This window comes from Actinophytocola sp., assembly GCF_045807065.1.
Taxonomy (GTDB): Bacteria; Actinomycetota; Actinomycetes; order Mycobacteriales; family Pseudonocardiaceae; genus Actinophytocola.
In genome coordinates this window covers 1-22,929 of sequence record NZ_JBJMIE010000347.1, presented here as the reverse complement: position 1 = coordinate 22,929, position 22,929 = coordinate 1, and the positions used below count along the sequence as shown (strand labels likewise).

Genomic DNA, 22,929 nt, shown 5'->3' with positions numbered 1-22,929 from the left:
GACCTTGCGGGTCGCGCGGAGGGGCTGACCGGGGCTATGGTTTGGGAGCGCTCCCAGAAGATGTTCCCGCCATCCCGAGGAGTTCCGAGATGCCGCGACAGAGAAGTCGCCTCGCCGCCATCGGCGCGCTCGCCCTGTCCCTGCTCGTCCCCGCGCCCGCCGAGGCGGCCGGACCGGTGCCGCTCGACCAGCTCACCCTCACGACCACGCAGCTCGTCCCGTTCGGGCTGCAGCGGCCGGTCGCGATCGCGGGCGTGCCCGACGGGCGGCTGCTGATCGTGGAGAAGCAGGGCACCGTCCGCACCTTCGACCCCGCCGCCGGCCTGTCCGCCGACCCCGTCCTGGACCTCCGCGACCGCGTCGACATCTCCGGCAACGAACGCGGCCTGCTCGGCATCGTGCCGGCGCCGGACTTCACCAGGACGCGGCGGGTGTACATCGCGTACACGAGCCTGCCGGACGGCACGCTGACGCTGTCCAGGATCAGGCTCGGCGACCCGGCCAGCGAGCAGGTGCTCCTCACCCAGCCGCACGCCGAGTTCTCCAACCACAACGGCGGCCAGGTCACCTTCGGCAACGACGGCTACCTGTACTGGTCGCTCGGCGACGGCGGCGACGCGGGCGACCCGTTCGCCAGTGGGCAGAACCTCGGCACCCTGCTCGGCAAGATCCTGCGGCTCGACGTGAGCCACTCCTGCGACGGCAAGCCGTACTGCGTGCCGCGTGGCAACCCGTTCGTCGGGGTGGCCGGCGCGCGGCCCGAGATCTGGGCCTACGGCCTGCGCAACCCGTGGCGGTTCTCGTTCGACCGCGCCGACGGGTCGCTGTGGATCGGCGACGTCGGCCAGGGCACCCGCGAGGAGATCGACCACATCGGGCGCTACCAGGGTGGCACCAACTTCGGCTGGTCCTGCCGCGAGGGCACGCTGCTGTTCAACGCGGACCGCTGCGCCCCGAACGCCGTCTACACCGAGCCGGTCTTCGACTACCAGACCTCCTTCGACGGCTGCGCGGTCATCGGCGGTCACGTCTACCGCGGGCGCCAGTTCGCCGCCCTCGCCGCCGGCACCTACGTGGCGACCGACTACTGCTCGAACATCGCGTGGGCCGTGCGCGCCAACCCGGACGGCACCCACACCGCGGCGCGGATCGGCGAGTTCCCCACGCAGGTCACGGCGTTCGGCACGGACCGTGACGGCGAGCTGTACGTCGTGAACGATCTGCCGGGGCAGCTGTTCCGGGTGGGCTTCGCCCGTGCTGATTAGATTTCGCCCGTGCTGATTAGATGAGGTCATGAAGCTGGCCCTGTACGGACTGCACCGCGGCGCCTGCGCCGAGCCGGAGGTACTGGCCCGCCTCGGGCTCCTGGCCGAGGACGTGGGTTTCGAGGGGCTGTGGGTCGGCGACCACATCGCGCTCCCGTCGGACGGCTCCCAGGAGCCCGTCCGGCTGGAGGCGGTGGTGACCCTGACCTACCTGGCCGCGGTGACCACCCGCATCGGGCTGGGGCTCGGCGTCCTCGTGCTGCCGCAGCGCCAGCCGGTGCTGCTGGCCAAACAGCTGTCCTCGCTGGACTTCCTGTCCGGTGGGCGGCTGACCGTCGGCGTCGGCGCCGGCTGGATCGAGCCGGAGCTGAACGCGATGGGTGTCGCCCTCGCCGAACGCGCCGGCCGCGTCGACGAGTACCTGGCGGCGCTGCGGGTCCTGTGGGACGAGCCCGAGCCGGCGTTCACCGGCGAGTTCGTGTCGTTCGCCGGGGTGTCGCAGCGCCCCCGCCCGGTCCAGCGCCCCCACCCGCCGATCGTGGTCGGCGGCCACGCCCCGGCGGCCCTGCGCCGCGCGGTCCGCCACGGGAACGGTTGGTACGGCTGGGACCTGGACGTCGAGGCGACCGCGGCCGCGCTGGCGAAGCTGCGCGACATCCCGGGCCGTCCCGCCGAGCTGGGCGAACTGGAGATCACGATCACGCCACCCGCGGTGCCGGACGTGGCCACCGCCCGCCGGTACGCGGACCTCGGCGTGCACCGGCTGGTCCTCGAACCGGACACGATGGACGCCTCGGCCATGGCGAAACTGATCGCCGCGGTGGGGGAGACGCTGGTCGACCAGATCTGAGGCATGATCGCGGCTGTGACCGATCAGGCGACTCAGGCGACTCGGGGCACGATGCGGGCGGTCGTGCTGACCGAGCCGGGGCCGGTGGACAACCTCGAGCTGCGCGACCTGCCGGTCCCCGCGCCGCGGCCGGGGTGGGTGCGGATCGCGGTGCGGGCGTTCGGGCTCAACCGGTCGGAGCTGCACCTCCGGCTGGGGTTCGCCGAGGGTGCGGTGCCGTACCCGATCGTGCCCGGTATCGAGGCCGTCGGGGTGGTCGACGCGGCGCCGCACAGTGATCTCGAGCCGGGGCAGCAGGTCGCGGCCATGATGGGCGGCATGGGGCGGGCGTTCGACGGCGGGTACGCGGAGTACACGCTGGTGCCGCGCGAGCAGGTCGTCCCGTTCCGCTCGGACCTGCCGTGGGCCGTGCTCGGCGCCGTGCCGGAAACGCTGCAGACCGCGTACGGGTCGCTGACCACGGGCCTGGACCTGCGGGCGGGCCAGACGCTGCTGATCCGCGGCGGCACGTCCGCGCTCGGCTACGCGACCGCCGCGCTGGCCCGCGACCTCGGCGCCACCGTCCTGGCCACGACCCGCCGGCGCGACCGGTTGGACACGCTCGCCGACCACGGCGTCGACCACCCGATCCTCGACGACGGCGCGGTCGCGGGGCAGGTCAGGAAGATCGTCCCGGAGGGGGTGGACGCCGCGCTGGAGCTGGTCGGCACGCCGACCCTGCCGGACACGCTCGCCGCGGCCAGGGTCCACGGCACGGTGTGCTTCGCCGGCATGCTGTCCAACGAGTGGACGGTGCCGAACTTCTACCCGATCGGGTACCTCCCCACGGGTGTACGGCTGACCGCCTACGGCGGCGAGGCGCGTGACCTGCCGGCGCCGGTCCTGCAGCGTTACCTGGACCGGCTGGCCGCCGGTACGTTCCACCTCGGTCCGACCCACACCTACGGCCTAGCGGAGATCCGCGACGCCCACCGCGCCATGGAGGAGAACACCGTCAGCGGGAAGCTGGTGGGCCTGACGGGGTGACGGCCCACCACGAGTCCATGCGCGGCACCCGGGCCGCGGCCGCACCATCCCGGGCGACGCGGCCGGCGCGGAACAGGAACGCCGCGATGCCGGCCGCGCCCTGGCTCCAGCTCGCCCCGGGTGGCAGCAGCGGCTCCTCCGCGCGGTGCTCGGTGAACCGCCAGTAGGCGTGCGGCCCCTCGACGATCGCGCGCTCGACGACCGCGTCCGCCAGGTGCAGGGCGAACTCGAGGTCGTCGGGCTCGCCGGTGTGCTGCCAGGAGTCGAGGAACGTGTCGCCGACGCCGGCCGTGCCACAGCACCGGCCGTCGTTGTCCCAGAAGCCGGGGTAGCGGCGCACCGGCAGCCCGGAGGTGCGGACCCCGTGCAGGCACCGCCGCTGCCACACCGGCGGCGCGTCCCCGGCGACGGCCGCGACGCCCGCCTCCGCCAGCGCGCGGAACAGCAGGGAGGTGCCGGCGCCGCCGTGGCACCAGTTGTGGGTGAACTCGTCCGCGTCGAGGTCGTCGTGCGGGATGTAGTGGGGGACGGCGAAGCCGTCGCCGGTCCTGGTGCCGATCGTGACCAGGTGCTCGGCGCCGCGGGCGGCCGCGTCCACGAGGTCGGGCCGGTCGAGCTCGACGCCCGCCACCGCGAGCGTCGCCGCGATGCCGGCGAGGCCGTGGGAGAAGTTGGGCAGCTGGCGACCGGGCTCGATGCGGAACCGCGGCGAGATGAACCGCCAGTTGAGGCCGTGGGGCGTCGTCTCCGCCTCACCCATGAGGATGCCGGCCGCCAGCTCACCGAGCGCGCGGGCCTCCGCCACCCCGTTCCGGTGCGCCCAGACCGCGCCCATGAGGACGCCCGCGGTGCCGAGGGTGACGTCGTTCAGGCGGGTGTCGGGCAGGAAGTCCGGTGGTTCGTAGTAGGTCTGCGGCCACCCGGTCGACGTGGCGATCGTGGTCAGCCGTCGTACCGCGGCGTCCGCCCCGGCCACGCCGAGCACGGTGAGCACGCCGATCGTGCTGACCAGCCCGTCGAAGAAGTTGTACTCGGTCTCGGTGCCGGTCGCGCCGGTCACCCGCTCGGCGATCGCGTCCGCCAGATCCTTCTCCGCGACCGTCCACTCCCGATCGAGCCGGATCTCGGCCAGAGTGTAGGCCAGGCCGCCGATCCCGCTGTAGAACCCGTTGCTCTGGCGGGGATCGGAGACCTCGGGTAACCAGGGCCCGTCGTCCCACCGCAACTGCGCCAACACCCACCGCCAAGCGGCCTCGGCGATGTCGCGGTAGTGAGTGCGGTGGTGAGTACTGTCGGCGCACATGGCTGTTGCCCCCTGGGTCCACTGGCGAGACGACGTCTTCGGCGATCCTTACATGGTCTGGCACGAGGGCCCGGATTTCGCCCGTTTGTCGACACTGGCCGCCGCGGAACCAGCCGAGGAGGGCCGGTGTGGTGGGGAGGCCCAGCGTTGCCGCGCGGAGCAGCGTTGCTGCGAAAGGCCGCCTCGCCGCCGAAGGCGGCGACGCTATGGAAGCCCCCTATGGCGGGCTCGCAGGAGGTTTCGTCCCTCGCCAGCCGCCTCTGGACCCCTCCCCGCCCCGGGGGTCCCTGTCCTGCCAGCCTTCGCCCTCCCGGCCCTCGGCTCCTCGCCCTCCAGCGGCCCGCTCACACCCGCCGGTGCCGGCCCCGGCTCTCCTCCTCGCCTCCCCGCAGCCTCGGCCCTGTCCCTCGCCTGCCCCAACCTCGGTCCCACCCCCTCGCATCCCCCGAACCCTCTCCCTCCCGCCCCTCTCCCTCCGAACCCCCGACTCCCCAGCCCCCGCCCCCCCGCCCCCCCGACCCCTCCCCCTTGACCCCCGCCCCCCGACCCGCCCACGAAACCCCCGCCCGAATCAGCTCTTCGGCTGCCACCCAGACGGCGGATCCTCACCCACGCGACCGTCGACGGACTCGCGGAGGAGGTCGGCGTGGCCGGTGTGGCGGCCGTACTCCTCGATCAGGTCGCAGATGAGGCGGCGCAGGCTGGCGGGCCGGCCGTCGGGACCGGTCACGTGGGCGGGCTGGTCGAGGCCGCCGTGAGCGAGCGCCGTGGCCAACCGCGTGCGGGACCGCGACACGGCGGCGTCCCAGAGCGTGTAGAGAAACTCCGGCTTGTCCTCGTCGGCGGAGGTGAACGGCCAGTCCTCGCTGTCCCAGTCCTCCGGGTGCCACGGGTCGCCGAGTGGCTCGCCGTTGAGTTTGACGGCGAACATGTGGTCCTCCACCAGCGCCAGGTGCTTCAGCAGGCCGCCGAGGGTGAGCGTGGACGCGCCCACCCGCGCCCGCAGGCCGGCCGCGTCGAGGTCGTCGGCCTTCCAGCGGAACGTCGTGCGCAGCCGGTCCAGTGCGCCGAGCAGGTGCTCGACCTCGGTACCGGCGAGAGGCGGTTCCCACGGGGTGTCGGTCATGCGGGCCACCGTAACCGCAGCCACCGACAACCACCGCGGCCCGGGACCGGGCGTGCGATTCTCCCGGCATGAACTACGTCTTCGACGCCGAGCTGTGGGTGTGGGAGGCCCGGCGCGCCGACAGCTGGACCTTCGTCAGGCTGCCCACCGACATCTCCGAGGAGATCCGCGAGCTGACCGCCGGGCCACGCAGGGGCTTCGGCGCGGTGCGCGTGCGGGTACGGGTCGGCGCCACCACCTGGCGGACGTCGATCTTCCCGGACGGTGGGAGCGGTTGTTACGTGCTGCCGGTCAAGCGTGCCGTGCGCAGGGCCGAGTCGCTGGACCCCGGTGACGTCGCGACCGTCGCGCTGGAGCTTCTCCAGCTTTAGAGGCCGCGCAATCAGGTGGAGATCAGGGGCGGCGCGCTGGTGAGGTATGTCCTCTCGGCAGAGGGCCCAGGCTTTCCGGATCAGGCTACGCACGGTGATGATCGCGTCGGCGAGGTCGAAGATGGCATCGGCCCGGCGTCCAGGCGCACCTGTCGCGGATTGACGAACTGCTCGCCAACGGCCTGCTGGACCCGATCACCGACGGGCTTCGGGCTATCTTGTTGCGCCATGAAGCTGGAACATGACATCAGGCTGGCGGAGCCGGCGGACGCGGGCGAGATCTTGACTGTGCAGCGCGCCGCGTATGTCTCCGAGGCCCAGCTTTACGGCAACCCGGGCTTCTCCGCGTTGACTGAGTCGCTGGACGAGGTACGTGCGGCGGTCGAGGGCGGCGGCGTGTTGGTGGCGACGATGGGCACCCGTATCGTCGGAGCGGTCCGCGGGGTTCGAGACGGCCAGGACTGCGAGGTCACTCGCCTGGTGGTGGCTCCGGACATGCAACGACGAGGCATCGCCAGGGCGCTCATCGAGGCCGTGGAGCGGGCCCATGCCGCGCAGGTACGCCGATTCTGGCTCCACACCGGGGACCGCAGTGAGGCCAACCTGCGCCTGTACGAGAAAGCCGGCTACAGCCGCTATCGCACGCGCCCGGTCAGCCCGGAACTGTCGTTGGTGTACTTGGAGAAGCTGGCTTAGAGGCCATGCAGATAGGGCCTGTGCTGTGGCCCGGGTGATGGGCAGGCACGGGCATTAGATCGCGTTGGAGGTATACGACCGCATCGTGGGCCTGCTGCTGGAGAACATCGCGGTGGATGGGTGTAGCACCAAGGCTCCCGGTGGCGGCGAGTGCGCTGGGCCGTCCCTGGTCGACTGACGCAAGCAAGCATGAAAACGCTCGCTCATGGTCGAGGGCTACGGCATTCCGCGCGGGCGGGTGCTGGCCGGCGCGAACCGGTACGACTCGCCGCTGTTGGGTGAACCCCAGAAGCCGTCCGGCCTGAGCGGACATCAGCCGATCGGCCGATGACCCGCCGCACGGCATGGCCTTCCGGCCGAAGTGTGCTCGTTCCCCGCTGCGCCACAGTTCCGGCGACCGGAACCGCACACCGATGGGGGCATGATGCTCGGCGACCCGCTTCCCTGGCTCGACCTGTACCCGCTCGAATGCGTCGCGATCGCCGGCGCGCTGGTGATGGCGATCGCGCGGTGGCAGGCGGCGCGGTACCGCCGCCGGGTGGCCGTCGGCGCGCTCGCGGTGTCGGTGTCCGCCGCGATCGTGTTGCTCGTCGCCGGCATGCGGTGGCAGATGGTGCCCGTGCTGGCCGCGATGGTGCTCGCGCTCCCGTCGGTCGTCCCCGCCGTCCTGCCGCCCCGCGAGCGGACTCCAGGACGCTCGCCGCGCTGGCTCGCCGCGCCGGCCACGGTCGTGCTGGTCGGCATGACCGTCGGCGGCGCGGCGGCCGGGTGGGCGCTGCCCGTCCCCACGTTCCTGGCACCGACGGGCCGGTACGCGGTGGGCACGACCACCGTGCAGTGGACCGACGCCGACCGGCCGGAGACCGCGACGGCGGCCCCGAACGACCGGCGGACCGTCGTCGCGCAGCTCTGGTACCCGGCGGCGTCGGGTGAGGGCGAGCGCGCGCCCTACCTCGGTCGCACGCCGGAGGAGTCGAAGATCGTCGCCGAGGGTCTGGCCAGCTACACCGGGCTGCCCGGGTTCATGCTCGACGGGCTCGCGCACGCACGCACGGCGGCCTTCCTCGACGCCGAACCGGTGGCCGGTGGCACGCGGTTCCCCGTCGTGCTCTTCTCACCGGGACTCGGCGGCGCCCGCGGGCAGAACACCATGTGGGCCACGGAGATCGCGAGCCGCGGCTACGTCGTCGTCGCGCTCGACCACCCCTACGACTCGGCCGCCGTCGTGCTGGCCGACGGCACGGTCATCCACACGCGCGTCACCGCGACCGGCGACGACGACCGCGACCGCGCCAACGCCGTCCGCTGGACCACCGTGCGGGCACAGGACCTGAGCTTCGTCCTCACCCGCCTCGGCACGTCGAGGTTCGCCGACGTGCTCGACCTCGACCACGTCGCGGTCACCGGCCACTCGCTCGGCGGCGGCGCCGCACTGCTGGCGGCACGTCTCGACCACCGTTTCGACGCCGTCGTCGACCTCGACGGCTTCCCCTACGCCGCGGCGACGAAGCCGTTCCCGCAACCGGTCCTCGTGGTCAACCACCCGCTGGCGGAGGACGAGAGCACGGACTTCCTCGCCACCGCCGACGGCGTGCTGGACCTGGCCGGCGCCGGCTACCGGGTCGAGATGCCGAACACCGCCCACCTGACGTTCACCGACGCCCCGCTGTGGCTGCCGCCGCTGCCGTCCGTGGTCGGCATGCTCGGCCGCTACCAGGGGCCCGAGCTGACCGCGGAGATCACCGCGCTGTTCCTCGACCACGAGCTGCGTGGGCAGGGCAGCGAGCCGGGCCTGCGCGGCGCGCTTTCCGCCTACGGCTCGGTCGACCACGTGAAGGCCGGCTCGCCGGGCGGCTGAGGTGCCGGCGAACTTCCTTGTCCCACAGGCGATGCCGAGGTGGTGCGGAGATGACCACCCGGCCCCGGGTCACCCGAGCCGGATGGTGACGGTGACCCGGCCCCGGTCGTCGACGCGGGCGATCGCGTGGCCGGCGCGGTCGGCGCCGTCCAGCTCCAGGGTCAGCGGACCGCCCTCGCCGGTGAAGTTGCGCCACCACGACTTGCGTTGTGGGAGGCGGACGCCGATCGTGACCAGGTCCGCGGTGCGGCGGTAGCCGACCGGCGTGCTGAACACCCGGCCCGAACGCCGTCCCGTGTACGTGACGACGGTGAGCCGCCCGCGCACCGCCCGCCCGAACCGCGGCGACCGGCGCAGCGCGAGCACGCGGGTGTTGACCCAGCCGACCATCCACTTCGGAATCGGTCCTCGGTACCGCACCAAAAACCTCCAGTCGACGGGCCTGCCGCCACCGTAGTGACTGCCCCGGACCACGGACCGGAAGTGAGAGAAAGGAGCCCGACGGCCTGTCAGATCGCGAGCAGTCGGTGGCCGCGTGGCCACGACGACCCCGCTCGGCGGGGAAGGTCAGGCCAGCTCGGTGGCCAGTTGGCGGGTGTTCGCGTTGGGATCGGTGCGGGCCAGTTGGGCGACCGTGTCCTGGGCGCCCGGGGGCCAGGACGACCGCGGCCACTGGTCGAGTGCGCGCAGCGCCATGTTCCTGTTGCGGGTCACCGGACTGCACAGCCCGGCCAGCAGCAGGTCCGCCCCGATCCCCGGGTGGTCGCGCAGGGCCTGGAGCGTCCAGTCCAGCGCGCTGTGTGCCCGCCACCGGCCGCCGAGGCCCAGCTCGTCCGCGGGGCCGCTCGCGATGTCGGCGATCGGGAGGAGGGTGCGGGCGAGCTCCGCGAGGACGCGGGCGCGGTCGGTGTCGGCCTGCTCCCAGGCGTCGTACCAGCTGGTGTCGAACGGGTCGGCCCTGATCTTGCCGACGTGCACCTCGAACGTGTCGATGCCGCGGGTGCGGGCGGCCTGGTTCGCCAGGTGGAAATCGTCGGTGGAGGCGAGGCCGGTGGTGATGCGGTCGGTCCAGCGGTCCTGCTCCAGGATGTCGTCGCAGGTGTCCTCGAACGCCTGGCGCCGGGTGGTGGTCCAGCCCCGGTCGACGCGTTCGTCCCAGCCGTCCTCGTTCGCCAGGAACCCGCGGATGGCCGCCACCGCATTGAAGTCGTGCAGGGTCTCGGCGCGGGTGGTCATCAGGGACAGGTACGCCTCGACGGCATCGGCACCCGCCTCGTAGTCGTCGATGTCCTCGGCCGGGCCGCCACCGATCAACGCGGACAGGATCTCGCCCGCCGCGGTCAGCAGGCCGCGGTCGACCTCGCCGGACAGGGCTGCCAGCAGGCCGCCGGTCGTGGCGGCGGTGTACGCCAGGTACTCGTACATGATCGAGTTGCGGAAGCCCTCACGCAGCAGCCACGCGCGGATGTCCGGGTCCGCGGTGTCGCGCAGCCGTTCCACGCACTGGATCCGGCCCCAGCCGTCCACCGAAGCGGCCAGCGCCCACAGCTCCGACTCCGGGTCCGGCAGCCCGTTCGACACGGCCACCGCGCAGTAGAGCGTGAACTCCTCGTGCGTGCCGAGCATCCGCACCACCGCGAGCTCGTCGCCCAGCCCCGTGACGCCGAGCAGCGCGATGCCCAGCTTGACCGGACCGCGGTCGGACGCGGTGGTGGCGAGCCACCTCCCCAGCGCGCGCAGTGCCTGCCGGTCGGGCGGTTCGCGGGCGAGCACCTCGACCAGCGTGTCGACGTAGGTGAGGACGTCGTCGTCGGCGACCGCCGTGTAGAGGCCGCGCAGGTGGCGCACCGACGGCCGCCGGCACGCCAGCGACAGCAGACCGGCGACCTCCTCCGCCCGCTCGGCGCCGTGCGCGGCGCCGTGCTGGCTGAAGACACCGTCCATCGCGCCGGGCGCCCACCGCAGTTCGCCCGACATCGCCTTGTCGTCGTCCGGCAACCCCGTCCGTGCCGGCAGCCGTCCCGACGACGGCTCCACCTTCGCGCGGATGTGCTCGTAGATCGGGACCCCGGGCGCCACAACGGGCAGCTCACCCAACACGCGGACACTGTCGCACATTTATCATCGGTGAACACGCGGAAATCCTGGGGGAAACATGGATGTCCAACAGTTGTTGGCGTCGCGAGACCTGGTGCTGCTCGCGTTCGACGGGCCGGTCGCCGAGCTGCCGCCGCCGGCGCCGCTGGCGGATCGCCTGCGCACCATGGTGGAGAACGCCCGCATGCCGCGAAACGTGGCCAGGACACGGGATCCGCTGGCGGTGCTCGCCTACGCGTCGACCATCGGGCCGGCGACCGCGGTGGCCGTGCACGCGCAGCTGAGCCGGCTCGAAGGCGAGGTGCTGGCCACGGCGCCGACCGCGCCCGGCGTGCTCGAGGCCGTCCTGGCCATGACCGCCGCGGGGACGAAGGTCGCCGTGGTCGGCAACCTCGTGCCCACCGCGGTCCGCTCGTTCCTCGTCGTGCACGGGCTCGCCGAGCACGTGTGGCGCATCGCCGGGCGCGGCGGCCCGGACCGCAACGTGCTGCCACCGGCGCCGGACCTGCTCACCGAGGTAATCCGCGGCCGGGCCGCCGAGTCGTGCGTGTTCGTCGGCGGCACGGACGCGGATCTCGCCGCCGGGCGGGCCGCGGGACTCAGCACCTACCGCTACCGCCGCCCGACCGAGCCGGAGTCCGAACCCCCGCACTGGTTCGCGGCCCTCGCGCCGGTGAGGAAGAGCTGAGCGTGAGTTCGGCGGACGGATGTCGTCGCCCCGCCGGCGGCTGGGTTTCCCGCCCCGGCCCGAGCTACTCGTCCTCGCACAGGGCGGTCTCGACGGCGCCACGCATGTCGACCGGCGCGCCATCGGCCTGGTGACCGTTGGCCACGACGAACACGGCCCGGCCGTCCCGGGTGGCCGCGCTGGCCGTGTCGAAGCCGATGATGTTGCCGCCGTGCCCCCAGGCCGAGCCGCCGCACGGCAGCGGGATCTCGCGGATCCCGAGTCCGTAGGAGCCGCCCTCGGCGGGGACCACCGTGCGCATCTCGGCGAGCAGGTCACCGCGCAGGAGTCTGCCGGACAGCAGCGCGCCGAGGAACCGCGTCAGGTCGGGGCCCGTGGAGATCAGCGAGCCGGCGGCACCCGGGAGGCTGGGCTCCAGTTGGGTGAAGTCGGTCACCGGCTGGCCGGGGAACGCGTAGTAGCCGTGCGGGTGCGGGCCCCGGATGGACCTGTCGCCCGTCTTCGGGTAGCTGGTCTCGTGCAGACCGAGCGGGCGGATGAGCCGGTCGGTGATCTGCGTGCCGACGTCCTCGCCGGTCGCGGCTTCCACCAGCATGCCGAGCACGATGTAGCCGGTGTTCGAGTACGCCCAGCCGGCGCCCGGCGCGAACAGCGGGGGGTGGCTCAACCCGATCGCCACCAGTTCCTCCGGCCGCCACGGGTGGTCGTTCGCGATCGGGTCGGCCAGCACGTCCGCCACGTAGTCGGCCATTCCGCTGGTGTGCCGCAGCAACTGCCGCACGGTGATCCTGTTCCCGTCGTAACCGTTGCCCCGCACCAGGCCCGGCAGGTACCGCTCGACCGGTGCGTCCAGGGCCACCCTGGCCTCGCCGACCAGCTGCAACACCACCGTCGCGACGAACATCTTGGTGTTGCTGGCCACCCGCACCCGGTCCCACGGCCGGATCGGGTCGTCGACGCCGATCTCGGCCGTGCCGCTGCTGACCGTCCACTGTGTACGGCGGTCCCGCGAGTACACCATCGCACCCGGCACGCCGGCGGCGACATAGCCGTCGACGATGGACTGGACGTCGGCGTGGTCGTGGCGTGGCTGTGCCGCCGCCGGCACCGCGGTCAGGCAGGCCGTGCCGACCGCGAGCGCGACCGAGCCGGCCACCAGGCGGGTAGTCCTCGTTGCCACCATTGAGCGAACCCCCGAGACGAGCCGTGTTTCCGGACGAGCCCGACGCTACGGGCGTGGTCGGTGCCCCGACCATCCGGCGACCCCCAGTACGCGTACTCCGGCTGGCCCCACCCCTGGGAGGGCCGCTCGCGAACGGCCCTCCCAGGGCGTGCCTTCGGTCAGTGCCCGCGGCGGAGGCGGACGACTTCCAGCGTGTCGTAGACGTTGCAGCCGATCGCGTTGCAGCCGGCCGTCAGTGCCGACGTCGCCGACAGACCACGGAGGAACTTGCCGCTCTCCGGTGTGACCTCGGTACTCCAGTCGGCCGTGCCGCCACACGTCAGGTCCGGCACGTCGAAGGAGCCGCGGACCTGCGTGCCGCCGGGCTGCTCCTGCTGCAGCGTGCCCTGCAGCACCACGAAGTCGGCCTCACCGATGCACGTGTAGGTGCCGGAGATGGTCGCGGTGCCGGACGCGTTGGCCGTGCCGATGTCGTTGACGGTCATCGAGACCTTCGGCGCCGGGCCGGACTCGCGGACGGTGAAGGACAACTGCCCGCCCACCACGTCCGGGTTGTCGCTGAACGCCATGATGTAGTACGTCTCGCCCTGGGTGGCCTCGAAACCGATCGACGACGGCCCGCAGGTGACGAGGGACAGGTTGCCCGGCGTGCCGGTCGCCACGATCACGCCGGCCGTGTAGTCGGACTTCGACACGTCGACCACGTATGCCGGCGAGGTGCCCGCCGTGAGCGTGTACCAGACGCTGCCGTTGGTCGCGGGGGCGCCGCAGTTGGTGTTGACGGCCGCGTCCTCGGCGTCCGTGGTCGCCTCGGTCGTGTCGACCGTCTCCTCGTACGGCAGGGTGGTGATCGCCGTCGCGCCGGTGATGGTGTCGTTGGACGGCACCTCCGCGCTGGCTGTCCCCGCGCCGAGTACGACCATGGTGGCCATGGTCGTCACCAGTCCGAACACCTGACCCGCTCTGGCCAGTGATCTCATACCCAATGGATTCCCTTTCCCCAGAAAGGTCGCGTGGCTGGCCCACACGATCCGTACTGGGAGACGTCCCCGGTGCCGGGAAAGTTGCGCGCCATTTCGACCGATGATTTTTGTCGGCTGATTGCCGGAAAACCGTCGGGAAACAGGTCTTGCGAACTGGCTGGCCCAACTGGTAAGAGACCGAAAACGAATTTCTTTTTTCGCCGGTTCACTTTTCTACTTTACTTGACCGGCAGGCTAAGATTCGCCGCGCGCAGCCCAGGCGCTGCGGCCGTGAGCGTCAGCAGACCCGCATGCTTGGCCGGGCGCAGGATCGCGAGTGCCTTGCCGTGCCAGGTGTGCCTGCGTGGCAGGCGGAAACTGTCGACGTTGTGGGGGTTCCCGTTGCCCACCGCGGCCAGCTCGCCCGCGCCGCGCGTGCGAAACGCCACCTCGACCACCGCGTCCGGCACGACCCGACCGTGCCGGTCGACCACCTCGACCAGCACGTGCGCGAGGTCGTCCCGGCCGGTGGTGAGCGCACGCACGTCCGAGGTCAGGCGCAGGGCGGTCGGCGGCCCGACCGTGCGCAGGATGGCGCGGCCGATCTCGTGCCCGTCGCGGTGAGCGACGGCGATCAGCTCGCCGGAGCGGTACGGCACGGTCAGGGTGGCCATCGCCCGTCGCGGCACGCCCGTCGCGACCTGCGTTCCGTTCAACAGCACCGTGACGCGCTCGCCGGGGGTGTAGACGTGCAGGACCATCGGGTGGTCCCACTCGACGTCCCAGGTCCAGCTCACCAACTCGTCGAAGTAGCCCCACCACACCGCCACCTGCTCGGTGCCCGGCGGTGTCGGCCGCTCCACCAGCACCTCCACCGGGCTGGCGCCGGTCACCGCGGCACGCCAGTGGTTCTGCGGTTTGCGCTGGCCGATCAGGTCGACGTCACCGCAGTTGGCCTGGAAGTACGGGTACGGGTAACCGAAACCGCCCCAGCCGTGGTGCAGGGTCCGCGCGATCGACCAGCCCGGCATGACGCTCTGGTCGCCGATCTGCTCGGCCGTGCCCACCGGCGGGATCATCGACTTGCCGATGCCCGCCTCGCCGAGGTAGTCCCACGCCGCCCACACCCACGTCCCGGTCGCCCAGGCGTTGGCGGCGGCGAACGTCACGTCCTGGTGGATCGTCGCCGGGAAGGTCTCGTCATGGGTCATGGCCTTCGCCGGGTTCGCGGCGTGCATCTGCGCGTAGCCCTTGCCGTTCGCGTTGTAGTGCACGTCGCCGACGTCCACGTACTGCCAGGACGGGTCGTCGGCGGTGAACGTCGAGCCGCCGCCCAGCGTGATCGGGCGCGTGGGGTCGAGGGTTCGCAGGTGCGCCGCCATCTCCGCGCCCCGCACGCCGTGGGTGTTGTCGGTGATCTCGTTGCCCAGCGACCACAGCACGACGCTCGGGTGGTTGCGGTCACGCAGCACGGCACCGGTCAGGTCCGCGCGCCACCAGTCCGCGAAGAAGCGCGAGTAGTCGTCGGGGTTCTTGCCGGTGTCCCAGACGTCGAACAGCTCGTCCAGCACCAGCAGGCCGAGCCGGTCGCACGCGTCGAGCAACGCCGGCGACGGCGGGTTGTGCGCGGTGCGGATGGCGTTGAACCCCGCCGACTTCAGTATCTCGACGCGCCGCTCCTCCGACCGGTCCAACGCGACGGCGCCCAGCGGGCCGTGGTCGTGGTGGACGTTGCCGCCCATGACCTCGACCGGCTCGTCGTTGAGCAGGAAGCCGGCGGCACCGTTCCACGTCAGGGTCCGGATGCCGAACGTGGTACTCACGGTGTCCACGACGCGGCCGCGCACCAACACCTCGGCGTGCGCGGTGTAGAGGTTGGGGTCCTCGAGCGACCACAGCCGCGGGTGCGCGACGGGGAGGTCGAGTGTGGCGTCGACGGTGGTGCCGGGCGGGACGTCCCGTGCTGGCGCCTGCCGCGTGGCCACGACGTGTCCGCGGGGATCGCGCACGGTTACCCGCACCGCCGCGGGGGTCCTCGCCGGGCCGAGGTTGGCGACGCCGACCACCACGTGCGCGGCCGACACGTCAGGGGTCGTGACGTGCAGGCCCCACAAGGGAATCCGCACCGGGCCGGTCGCGGTGAGCCAGGTGTGCCGGTAGATGCCCGAGCCCGAGTACCAGCGGCTGTTGCGGCCGCTGTTGTCGACGCGGACCGCGAGCACGTTCGCATCGGCACGCAGGTGCGGGGTCAGGTCGTGGGTGAACGACGTGTAGCCGTAGGGGTGGAAACCGAGGTGCGTGCCGTTGAGCCAGATGTCCGCGTTCTGGTACACGCCGTCGAACCGCAGCTCGACGTGCTCCCCGTGCGGCCGCGGGAACTCCTTGCGGTACCAACCAATCCCGCCGACCGTGTACCCGGTCGAGCCGCCGTTGGCACTGTTCCCCGGATCGAACGGGCCGATCACGGCCGGCAGGTCCGGGATGGTCGGCGGCACCTCGGGGACGAGCAGCGACGGGTCCGCGGTCGCGCCGCTGTTCGTGTCGGTGGCGTAGGGAAGGTCCTCGATGCTCCAGTCGTGCGGGAGGTCGAGCACGCGCCAGTCACCGTCGTTGAACGCCGGCGACTCCGCCCCCGTGGCGTCACCGCGGAAGAAGCGCCAGCCCTCGTCGAACGACCACTCCCGGGCCTGTGCGTGCGTGCCCGGCTCGCCGGCCGCCGGAACCGTCTCCAGTGCCAGCAGTCCCGCCGTCGCCACGCCGAGCTGGAGCGCTCGGCGTCGCGTCAAGGCGTCCGCCGGACCTGGTCGTTCGTCTGGCATGGGCCCTCCTGCTTGGGAGCGCTCCCATAATCGCTGGCGCCCGATGCTTTGTAAACAGGCGCTCGGCGATCTCGGCGTTGGACCGCCCGTCCGCGACCAGCGCGAGCACGTCGCGTTCCCGCTCGGGCAGCGCGGGGGCCGGCGAGCGGCCGCGACGCACTGCCCGCCCGAGGTGTCAGAGGGGGGTGCCGAGCAGTGTGCGGTACTTCGCCACCGCGGCCGCCATGCCGACGGTGATCACGCCGGTGAGGACGCCGTCGCGGCTGTAGTGCGCGGCGAACTTGCCGTCGAGGTCGCCGTCGATGACCGTCAGCTCGTCGTCGGGGCCCGGCAGGCCGATGACCTGGAACTTGGACTGGTACTGGTCGGTCCAGAAGTAGGGCATCGCGGTCAGCGGCACCCGCTCGGACGGCGAGGCCAGGATGTTCCGCGCCACCAGGGCGGCCGTGTCGCCGGCGGTCGTCCAGTGCTCGAGGCGGACGGTGCCCTCGGCCCACGGGTGCGGCAGCCGCGCGACGTCACCGGCCGCGAAGACGTTGATGGCCGACGTCGCGCCGTACCGGTCGCACAGGACGCCGTCGGCCACCCGGACCGCCGACCCGGCCAGCCACTCGGTGTTCGGCACCGCCCCGGCCGCCACGACGACCAGGTCCGCGTCGAGGGTGGTGCCGTCCGCGAGCACGACCCGCTCGACCCGCTGCCCGGTGCCGTCGAGCCGCTCGACCCGGGTCCCGCACCGCACGTCGACACCGCGCTCGCGGTGCTTCCGCGCGATCACCGCGCCGATCGTGTCGCCGAGCACCGCACCGAGCGGCTGGTCGAGCAACTCCACGATCGTGACGTCCCGGCCCAGCGTGCGGGCACTGGCGGCGATCTCACAGCCGAGCACCCCGCCCCCGATGACGACGACCCGCTTGGCGTCCCGCAGGGCCGCCCGCAACGCGAGGCCGTCGGTCCACGTCCGCAGCACGTGCACGCCCCGCCACCCGTCGAACAGCCGGCGCGCCCGCACCCCGGTGGCGATCACGAGCTTGTCGTAACCGAGGCTCGCCCCGTCGTCGAGCACCACCCGGTGCCCGGCGGTGTCCAGGAAGGTCGCGTGTACCCCGGCCACCGTCTCGATGCCGTCGGCCGCGGGCAGGTACTGCGGCGCGGCGGGCTCCTCGTCCTGCGTGAGCACCTTCTTCGACAGCGGCGGCCGGTCGTAGGCGGCATGCGGCTCGCCCCCGACGAGCGTCACCCGCCCGTCGAAGCCACCCCGCCGCAGACGCTCCGCCGTACGCGCCCCGGCCAACCCGCCACCCACGATCACGATCCGCATGACCCCAGCAAACCATCGAAGCTATGAAAAGACCTCTCCCCGCAGTTGAGGGCACCCGGTGGTGCCCGAGGTCACACTGTCGCGACGGCCGGTTCTGGTTGCGGGGCCGGGGCCGGTCGGCGCAGGAGGAACAGGCCGCACGCCGCGCCGGTGACCGCGGCCAGCACGCCACCCAGCACCAGCGGAGCGCGACCGCCGAGCACGTCCGCGACCCAGCCGGTCAACGGCGCGCCGATCGGGTTGCTGCCCAGGAAGATCAGCGTGTACAGGCCCATCACCCGCCCGCGCATGTGTGGCTCCACCGACAGCTGCACGATCGTGCTCGCGGTCGGCATGAACGTCATGAAGCCCACGCCCACCAGGATCAGCACCAGGCCGCACGCCAGGTAGCCGGGCATCAGCCCGGCGGCCGCCTCGGTGAGGCCGAAGCCGACCGCGGCCGCGATGAGGAAGCGGGGGCCGGGTTTGCGGCGGGCACCGCGTCGCGCCGCGAGCAGGGAGCCGGTCAGCGTGCCGACGGCCAGCAGCGTGAACAGCATGCCGTACCCGTCCGCCTGGCGGTGGAACACGGTGGCGGCGATGATCGGCAGGGTGGTGTAGAAGTTGATCGCGAACAGGCTGACGAAGAACACCATCGCCATGAGGGTCAGCACTTCGCGGTGCGTGCGCACGTACCTCAGGCCCTCACCCAGCCGCACCGGGCCGCGGGCCTCGCCGGTCGGGGCCGGGGCGATGCGCAGCAGGCTCACCAGCACCGCGGCCGTACTCAGGCCGGCGACCAGGAACACCCAACCCGTGCCGACCCACACGATGAGCAGCCCGGCGACCGCGGGGCCGACGATCCGCGCCAGGTTGAAGCTGGACTGGTTCAGCGCCACGGCGTTCGCCAGGTGCTCCCGGCCGACCAGGTCCGCGACGTAGGCCGAGCGCACCGGCTGGTCGAACGCCGAGACGACGCCGAGCAGCAGGCACAGCAGGTACACCTGCCACAGCGTCACCGCGTGCGTCACGTCCAGCGCGCACATCGCCAGCGAGCACGCGGCGATGCCGGTCTGGACAAGCAGCAGGATCCGCCGCTTGTCGTGCCGGTCCGCGAGCACGCCGGCCCACAGGCTGAGGAAGACCGTTGGCGCGAACTGCAACGTGCCCGCGACGCCGAGCGCCACCGGGTCGTTGCCGGTCAGTTGCAGCACCAGCCAGTCCTGGGCGATCCGTTGCACCCAGGTGCCGAAGTTCGTCACCAGCATCCCGGTGGCGAACAGCCGGTAGTCGCGTGAGCCCAGAGCGGCGAACATCGTCCCATCGTGGATCTTTTCCGCGCACCGCGCACGCGTTCTTGAGCAGCGCTTGAGCCACCCACCAGAAACCGCGCCCAGCCTCGTGGTGCCAGCGACGGGTTCGACAGCACTGGGGAGGCCACGATGTGCCGCATCCACGGCCAGTTCAACGCCGACGTCTCCCCGGCCGAGCTGCGGCGCGTGGCCGCCGCGCAGCGGCACGGCGGACCGGACGGCACCGGCCACGCCCGCGGCCCGCGCTGGGCGCTCGGCGCCAACCGGCTGGCCGTCACGGATCCCGCCGGTGGCAGGCAGCCGTACGAACTGTTCGGCGGCGCGATCACCGTGGTGTTCAACGGCGAGCTGTACAACCACGACGAGCTGCGGCGCGATCTGACCGCCCGCGGCTACCCGTTCACCGACCGCTGCGACGGCTCGATCCTGCCCGCGCTGTACCACTGCTACGGCGACCGGTTCGTCGAGCACCTCGACGGCATGTACGCGATCGCCGTGCTGGACCAGCGCGCGTCGCCGCGGCTGCTGCTGGTGACCGACCACATCGGCATGAAGCCGCTCTACTACAGCCGTCGGGGCGACGCGCTCTACTTCGCTTCGGAGCTGCCCGCGCTGCTGGCGTTCGGCGCCGTGCCCGCCGAGCCGTGGCTGCCGGGCCTGGACGCCTACCTCGCCACGAAGACCCCGTTCGGCGAGCAGACCATGTTCGCCGGCATCCGCGTGCTGCCGCCGGCCAGCACGGCTGTGTGCGACCGGACAGGCTTCCGGGTCGTCCGGAGGCCGCCGAATTCCACTGTGGACTCGGACGTCCGGGAGACGCTTCGCCGGGAGGTGCGCCGGTTGCTCGTCGCGGACGTGCCGGTCGCCACGATCACCTCCGGTGGCCTGGACTCCAGCCTGGTCACCGCGCTCGCCGCCGAGCAGGGCCCGGTCCACACGTTCAACATCGCCTATCGGGGCACGTGGCCCGGCGACGAGCGGCACTTCGCCGAGCGGGTCGCCGCACACACCGGCGCCGTGTACCACCAGGTCGAGATCGATCCCCGCGACTTCCCCGACCTGTTGGCCGGCACCGTTCGCCACCTCGGCCAACCCAACGCGGACCCGATCACGCTCAGCTCGTACGCGTTGTTCGCCGCCGTCCGCGACGCCGGCTTCACCGTGGCGCTGACCGGCGACGCCGCGGACGAGCTGTTCGCCGGCTACGGCCGCATGCGCGCCGCCGCGCACGCCGGCGAGAACTGGCTGCGCTCCTATGTGGACGCCTTGGGCGTGCTGCCGGCCGGCGCGCGAAGATCCCTCTACACCAGTGACTACGCGGCCGAGGTCGCGGAAACCCCCGGCCTCGACCAGCTCCGCGACGGTCCCGGGTCGCCGCTGCGTCGGATCATGGCGTTCGAGCAGGCGTACCGGCTGCCGGCCTACCACCTGCGCCGCGTCGACCACCTCAGCATGGCCAGCTCCGTGGAGGCACGGCTCCCGTTCTGCCAACCCGGCGTGGTCCGCGCGGCCGCCGCGCTCCCGGACGAGTCCCTGATCGACGGCACCGGCGTGAAGCGCGCGCTCTACCGCGCGGCGCGGGGCCTGCTGCCGGCCGCGGTCCTGAACCGGCCCAAGCAGCCCTTCACCCTGCCCGTCACGGCGATGCTCGCACCCGGCTGGCCGCTGTGGGACCTCGTCACCGACCTCCTGGAACCACACCGGCTGCGCTCGGCGGGCCAGGTCGAGCCGGCCACGGTCGCCACCCTCCTCGCCAGACAGGCCGAACGACCGGACGACACCACGGCGCTGACCATCTGGGCGCTCGCCGTGCACGAACTCTGGCGCGAGCAAACGCTTGCGCTGCGACAGAACGAGGAGGTGGCAGCGTGATCGGACACCTCGCCTACGCCGCCGGGAGCCCCTGCCCGACGCTCGTCCTCGACGCCCGGGACCTCCCGCGCGAGGAGGGACCGCTGCTCGCCGCGCTCACCGAGTCCCGCCGCTGGCTCGAGGCGGGCGGCGCCGGGCACGTGCTCAAGATCGCGCTCGTCGAGCCGTCCCGGCACCCGCTGTTCGACCTCGACTACCGGTTCGTGCAGGCACTTCCCGCCGCCGTCGACCGGTTCGACGTGCGCGGCTCCTGCGGGCACTCGATCCTCGCCTCGATCACCGCCGTCTCCCGCACCGGGCTCGTGCACCGGCTCGGGCCCGGCGTGCGCAACCGGGTCCGCGTGCTGAACAACGGCGACCACCTGGTGTGCGAGGTCGACGAGGTCGACCGGGACCAGGTCGAGTTCACCGTGCACTTCGTCCGCAACCCGCCGACCCCGGTCGAGGGGCTGCTGCTCACCGGCGAGCCACGCACCAGGCTGGACGTCGCCGGCCGGCGGGTCGACGTGTCGCTGGTGTCGGCCGGCAACCCGTACGTGTTCGTCGACGCCGCCGGCGCCGGGGTGGCCAGCCGGGACGAGCTGTTCGCCGACGACCCGGTGCTCATGGCCCGGCTGCTGGACATCCGCGCGGCCGCGGCCGCGCACCTCGGCTGGCCGGCGGAGAGCGTCTTCCCCAAGGTCGCGGTCGTCCTGCCGGACGAGCACGGAACCCTTGCCGCACGCGCGATCTCGGTGCCCAGCTGGCACCCGACGCTGGCGCTCACGGGTGCCGCGTGCCTCGGTGCCGCGACCGGCATCGAGGGCACCGTGCCCTGGCTCGCGGCCCGCGAGGTCGGCTGCGTGGACGGCCGGGTCGGCATCGCCACGCCCGGTGGCACCACCTCGGTCACCGCCGCCACCGTGTTCCGGGACGGCACCCGGGAGCTGGCCTGGATCTCGGTCAGCCACAAGGTCGTCACCTTCCACGGCTCGTTCTTCGTCGAGCCGCTCGCCCGCTTCCAGCTCAAGGAGATCGGCGGATGTCTGTCGTTGCCAGCATGACCACCCAACTGTCCCTGTTGGACACACTGCGCGACGGCGCGGCGCGGAGCGCGGCCACCGGCGTGCCGGACGCCGACGCGCTCGCCGCGCTGCGGTCGTCCGGCCTGCTCGGCGTCGCGGTGCCCGCCGCGTTCGGCGGCACGGGTGGCAACGCCGTCGAGCTCAACCGGGTCGTGGCGCGGATCGCCACGGTAAACCCCTCGGCCGCGATCATCCTGTTCCAGCACTACGCGGTGAGCGCGCGGATCGGCGAGTGGGGCACGCGGGAGCAGAAGGCGGAGCTGCTGCCCGAGCTCGCGTCCGGCCGGTGGCTCGCGGCGTCGGCGTGGAGCGAGACCGGCGCCGGCGCGGCGAAGAAGAAGCTCGGCACGACCGGCACCCCGCTGCCCGGCGACCGGTGGCGGCTGCACGGCGCGAAGTCGTTCACCACCAGTGCCGGCATCGCCGACCTCTACCTGGTGCTCGCGCAGACGTCGGCGGCCGAGGACGATCCGGTGTCGGCCTACGGCTCGGCCGGGCAGTCGTTCTTCCTGGTGCGCGGCGACAACCCCGGCATCGTGCCGGACCTCGGCCTCGACCTGCTCGGGATGCGTGGCTCGGCGACCGGGTTCGTCTCGTTGAGCGACTGCGTGGTGGCCGACGCCGACCGGCTCGGCCCGCTCGGCGGGGCGCCGGCGATCATCGCCGGCGTGCGGGAGACCGGGGCCACGCTCGGCGCGGTGTCGGTCGGCATCGCCCAGGCGGCACTGGACATCGCGCTGACCCACAGTGCCCGCCTCGAGCCGCAGGCCCGCACGAACCTGCGGCACCGCCTGGTGAAGCTCGTGACGCTCGTCGAGGCCGCGGCGGCGCTGGTCGACCGCGCCGGCCGGCGCGGGTCGGGTGTCACGACGTTGCTGAGCAAGCTGCACGCGTCCACGGTCGGTGAGCAGGTGTGCCTGGAAGTGGGCCGGCTGCTGGGTTCCGCCGGGTACGTCGTGGACCACCGGCTGAACCGGCTGACCGCCGACGCGCGGGCGGTCGCGCTGATGGGGCCGACGAACGAGCTGTGCCGCGAGCTGGTGGCGGCCTCGTGGTGACGGACCTGGTGGTGGCCGGCCGCCTGGTCACGCCGGACGGTGTGCGGCGTGGCGCGGTCCACGTGCGGTCCGGCGTGG

General features: G+C 72.5%; 19 protein-coding genes and 2 pseudogenes. 11 read left to right on the top strand and 10 right to left on the bottom strand.

What is annotated here, in order from left to right; genetic code table 11:
* The first annotated feature begins 89 nt into the window (after positions 1-89).
* The 3 genes from ACJ73U_RS20270 to ACJ73U_RS20260 are packed head-to-tail and all read left to right on the top strand — an operon-like array spanning position 90 to position 3,141.
* On the top strand, positions 90-1,265 hold the full coding sequence (locus ACJ73U_RS20270) for a PQQ-dependent sugar dehydrogenase (RefSeq protein WP_407779224.1): 1,176 nt from the start codon (positions 90-92) through the stop codon (positions 1,263-1,265).
* Positions 1,266-1,293: 28 nt separating this feature from the next.
* Entirely contained in the window at positions 1,294-2,115 is an 822-nt protein-coding gene (locus ACJ73U_RS20265) for a TIGR03619 family F420-dependent LLM class oxidoreductase (RefSeq protein ID WP_407779223.1), read from the top strand.
* Positions 2,116-2,166: 51 nt separating this feature from the next.
* On the top strand, positions 2,167-3,141 hold the full coding sequence (locus ACJ73U_RS20260; protein WP_407779230.1) for an alcohol dehydrogenase catalytic domain-containing protein: 975 nt from the start codon (positions 2,167-2,169) through the stop codon (positions 3,139-3,141).
* Here the strand turns inward: ACJ73U_RS20260 and ACJ73U_RS20255 are convergent.
* Both ACJ73U_RS20255 and ACJ73U_RS20250 read right to left on the bottom strand, forming a co-directional pair.
* Positions 3,110-4,444: a lanthionine synthetase LanC family protein gene (locus ACJ73U_RS20255; RefSeq protein ID WP_407779222.1), complete on the bottom strand. Its 1,335-nt coding sequence runs from the start codon at positions 4,442-4,444 to the stop codon at positions 3,110-3,112. The genes ACJ73U_RS20260 and ACJ73U_RS20255 overlap by 32 nt on opposite strands.
* A 571-nt stretch (positions 4,445-5,015) precedes the next feature.
* Positions 5,016-5,570 (bottom strand): DUF664 domain-containing protein, encoded by a 555-nt coding sequence (locus tag ACJ73U_RS20250; RefSeq protein WP_407779221.1) that lies wholly within the window; start codon positions 5,568-5,570, stop codon positions 5,016-5,018.
* 68 nt (positions 5,571-5,638) lie between these two features.
* Between ACJ73U_RS20250 and ACJ73U_RS20245 the strand changes: the two genes are divergently transcribed.
* From ACJ73U_RS20245 to ACJ73U_RS20230, 4 genes and pseudogenes are all read left to right on the top strand, one after another.
* The gene (locus ACJ73U_RS20245; RefSeq protein WP_407779220.1) at positions 5,639-5,941 is read left to right on the top strand and encodes a DUF1905 domain-containing protein; all 303 of its coding nucleotides are present in this window, start codon (positions 5,639-5,641) and stop codon (positions 5,939-5,941) included.
* Between the two features lie 228 nt (positions 5,942-6,169).
* Positions 6,170-6,637 carry a GNAT family N-acetyltransferase gene (locus tag ACJ73U_RS20240; protein WP_407779219.1) on the top strand — a complete coding sequence of 156 codons (468 nt, stop codon included), beginning with the start codon at positions 6,170-6,172 and terminating at the stop codon, positions 6,635-6,637.
* A gap of 58 nt (positions 6,638-6,695) precedes the next feature.
* Positions 6,696-6,914, top strand: a pseudogene (locus tag ACJ73U_RS20235) (IS5/IS1182 family transposase); the annotation flags it as partial.
* Between the two features lie 144 nt (positions 6,915-7,058).
* Positions 7,059-8,495: an alpha/beta hydrolase family protein gene (locus ACJ73U_RS20230; protein ID WP_407779218.1), complete on the top strand. Its 1,437-nt coding sequence runs from the start codon at positions 7,059-7,061 to the stop codon at positions 8,493-8,495.
* A 69-nt stretch (positions 8,496-8,564) separates the two neighbouring features.
* On the opposite strand, the gene ACJ73U_RS20225 is transcribed toward ACJ73U_RS20230, so the two are convergent.
* Both ACJ73U_RS20225 and ACJ73U_RS20220 read right to left on the bottom strand, forming a co-directional pair.
* Positions 8,565-8,915 (bottom strand): hypothetical protein, encoded by a 351-nt coding sequence (locus ACJ73U_RS20225; protein WP_407779217.1) that lies wholly within the window; start codon positions 8,913-8,915, stop codon positions 8,565-8,567.
* A 147-nt stretch (positions 8,916-9,062) separates the two neighbouring features.
* On the bottom strand, positions 9,063-10,613 hold the full coding sequence (locus tag ACJ73U_RS20220; RefSeq protein ID WP_407779216.1) for a hypothetical protein: 1,551 nt from the start codon (positions 10,611-10,613) through the stop codon (positions 9,063-9,065).
* Positions 10,614-10,650: 37 nt separating this feature from the next.
* Here ACJ73U_RS20220 and ACJ73U_RS20215 point away from each other — a divergent pair, with 37 nt between their 5' ends.
* Positions 10,651-11,280, top strand: coding sequence for an HAD family hydrolase (locus ACJ73U_RS20215; protein ID WP_407779215.1), 630 nt, complete (start codon positions 10,651-10,653; stop codon positions 11,278-11,280).
* Positions 11,281-11,344: 64 nt separating this feature from the next.
* Here ACJ73U_RS20215 and ACJ73U_RS20210 read toward each other — a convergent pair whose 3' ends face one another.
* From ACJ73U_RS20210 to ACJ73U_RS20185, 6 genes and pseudogenes are all read right to left on the bottom strand, one after another.
* Positions 11,345-12,460 (bottom strand): serine hydrolase domain-containing protein, encoded by a 1,116-nt coding sequence (locus ACJ73U_RS20210; protein ID WP_407779214.1) that lies wholly within the window; start codon positions 12,458-12,460, stop codon positions 11,345-11,347.
* Positions 12,461-12,621: 161 nt separating this feature from the next.
* Positions 12,622-13,443, bottom strand: coding sequence for a DUF6299 family protein (locus tag ACJ73U_RS20205; protein ID WP_407779213.1), 822 nt, complete (start codon positions 13,441-13,443; stop codon positions 12,622-12,624).
* Positions 13,444-13,664: 221 nt separating this feature from the next.
* Positions 13,665-16,244: a glycoside hydrolase family 2 TIM barrel-domain containing protein gene (locus ACJ73U_RS20200; protein ID WP_407779212.1), complete on the bottom strand. Its 2,580-nt coding sequence runs from the start codon at positions 16,242-16,244 to the stop codon at positions 13,665-13,667.
* Positions 16,245-16,305: 61 nt separating this feature from the next.
* A pseudogene (locus ACJ73U_RS20195) lies at positions 16,306-16,404 on the bottom strand (LuxR C-terminal-related transcriptional regulator); the annotation flags it as partial.
* A gap of 15 nt (positions 16,405-16,419) precedes the next feature.
* Positions 16,420-17,565: an NAD(P)/FAD-dependent oxidoreductase gene (locus ACJ73U_RS20190; RefSeq protein WP_407779211.1), complete on the bottom strand. Its 1,146-nt coding sequence runs from the start codon at positions 17,563-17,565 to the stop codon at positions 16,420-16,422.
* A gap of 71 nt (positions 17,566-17,636) precedes the next feature.
* Positions 17,637-18,860: an MFS transporter gene (locus tag ACJ73U_RS20185; protein WP_407779210.1), complete on the bottom strand. Its 1,224-nt coding sequence runs from the start codon at positions 18,858-18,860 to the stop codon at positions 17,637-17,639.
* Between the two features lie 126 nt (positions 18,861-18,986).
* Between ACJ73U_RS20185 and asnB the strand changes: the two genes are divergently transcribed.
* The 3 genes from asnB to ACJ73U_RS20170 are packed head-to-tail and all read left to right on the top strand — an operon-like array spanning position 18,987 to position 22,851.
* Positions 18,987-20,729, top strand: coding sequence for an asparagine synthase (glutamine-hydrolyzing) (asnB, locus tag ACJ73U_RS20180; RefSeq protein WP_407779209.1), 1,743 nt, complete (start codon positions 18,987-18,989; stop codon positions 20,727-20,729).
* On the top strand, positions 20,726-21,772 hold the full coding sequence (locus tag ACJ73U_RS20175) for a PrpF domain-containing protein (protein WP_407779208.1): 1,047 nt from the start codon (positions 20,726-20,728) through the stop codon (positions 21,770-21,772). The genes asnB and ACJ73U_RS20175 overlap by 4 nt, the downstream gene beginning before the upstream one ends.
* Positions 21,751-22,851, top strand: a complete 1,101-nt coding sequence (locus ACJ73U_RS20170; protein WP_407779207.1) for an acyl-CoA dehydrogenase family protein — start codon at positions 21,751-21,753, stop codon at positions 22,849-22,851. Before ACJ73U_RS20175 ends, ACJ73U_RS20170 begins: the two co-directional genes overlap by 22 nt.
* The last annotated feature ends 78 nt before the right edge of the window (positions 22,852-22,929 follow it).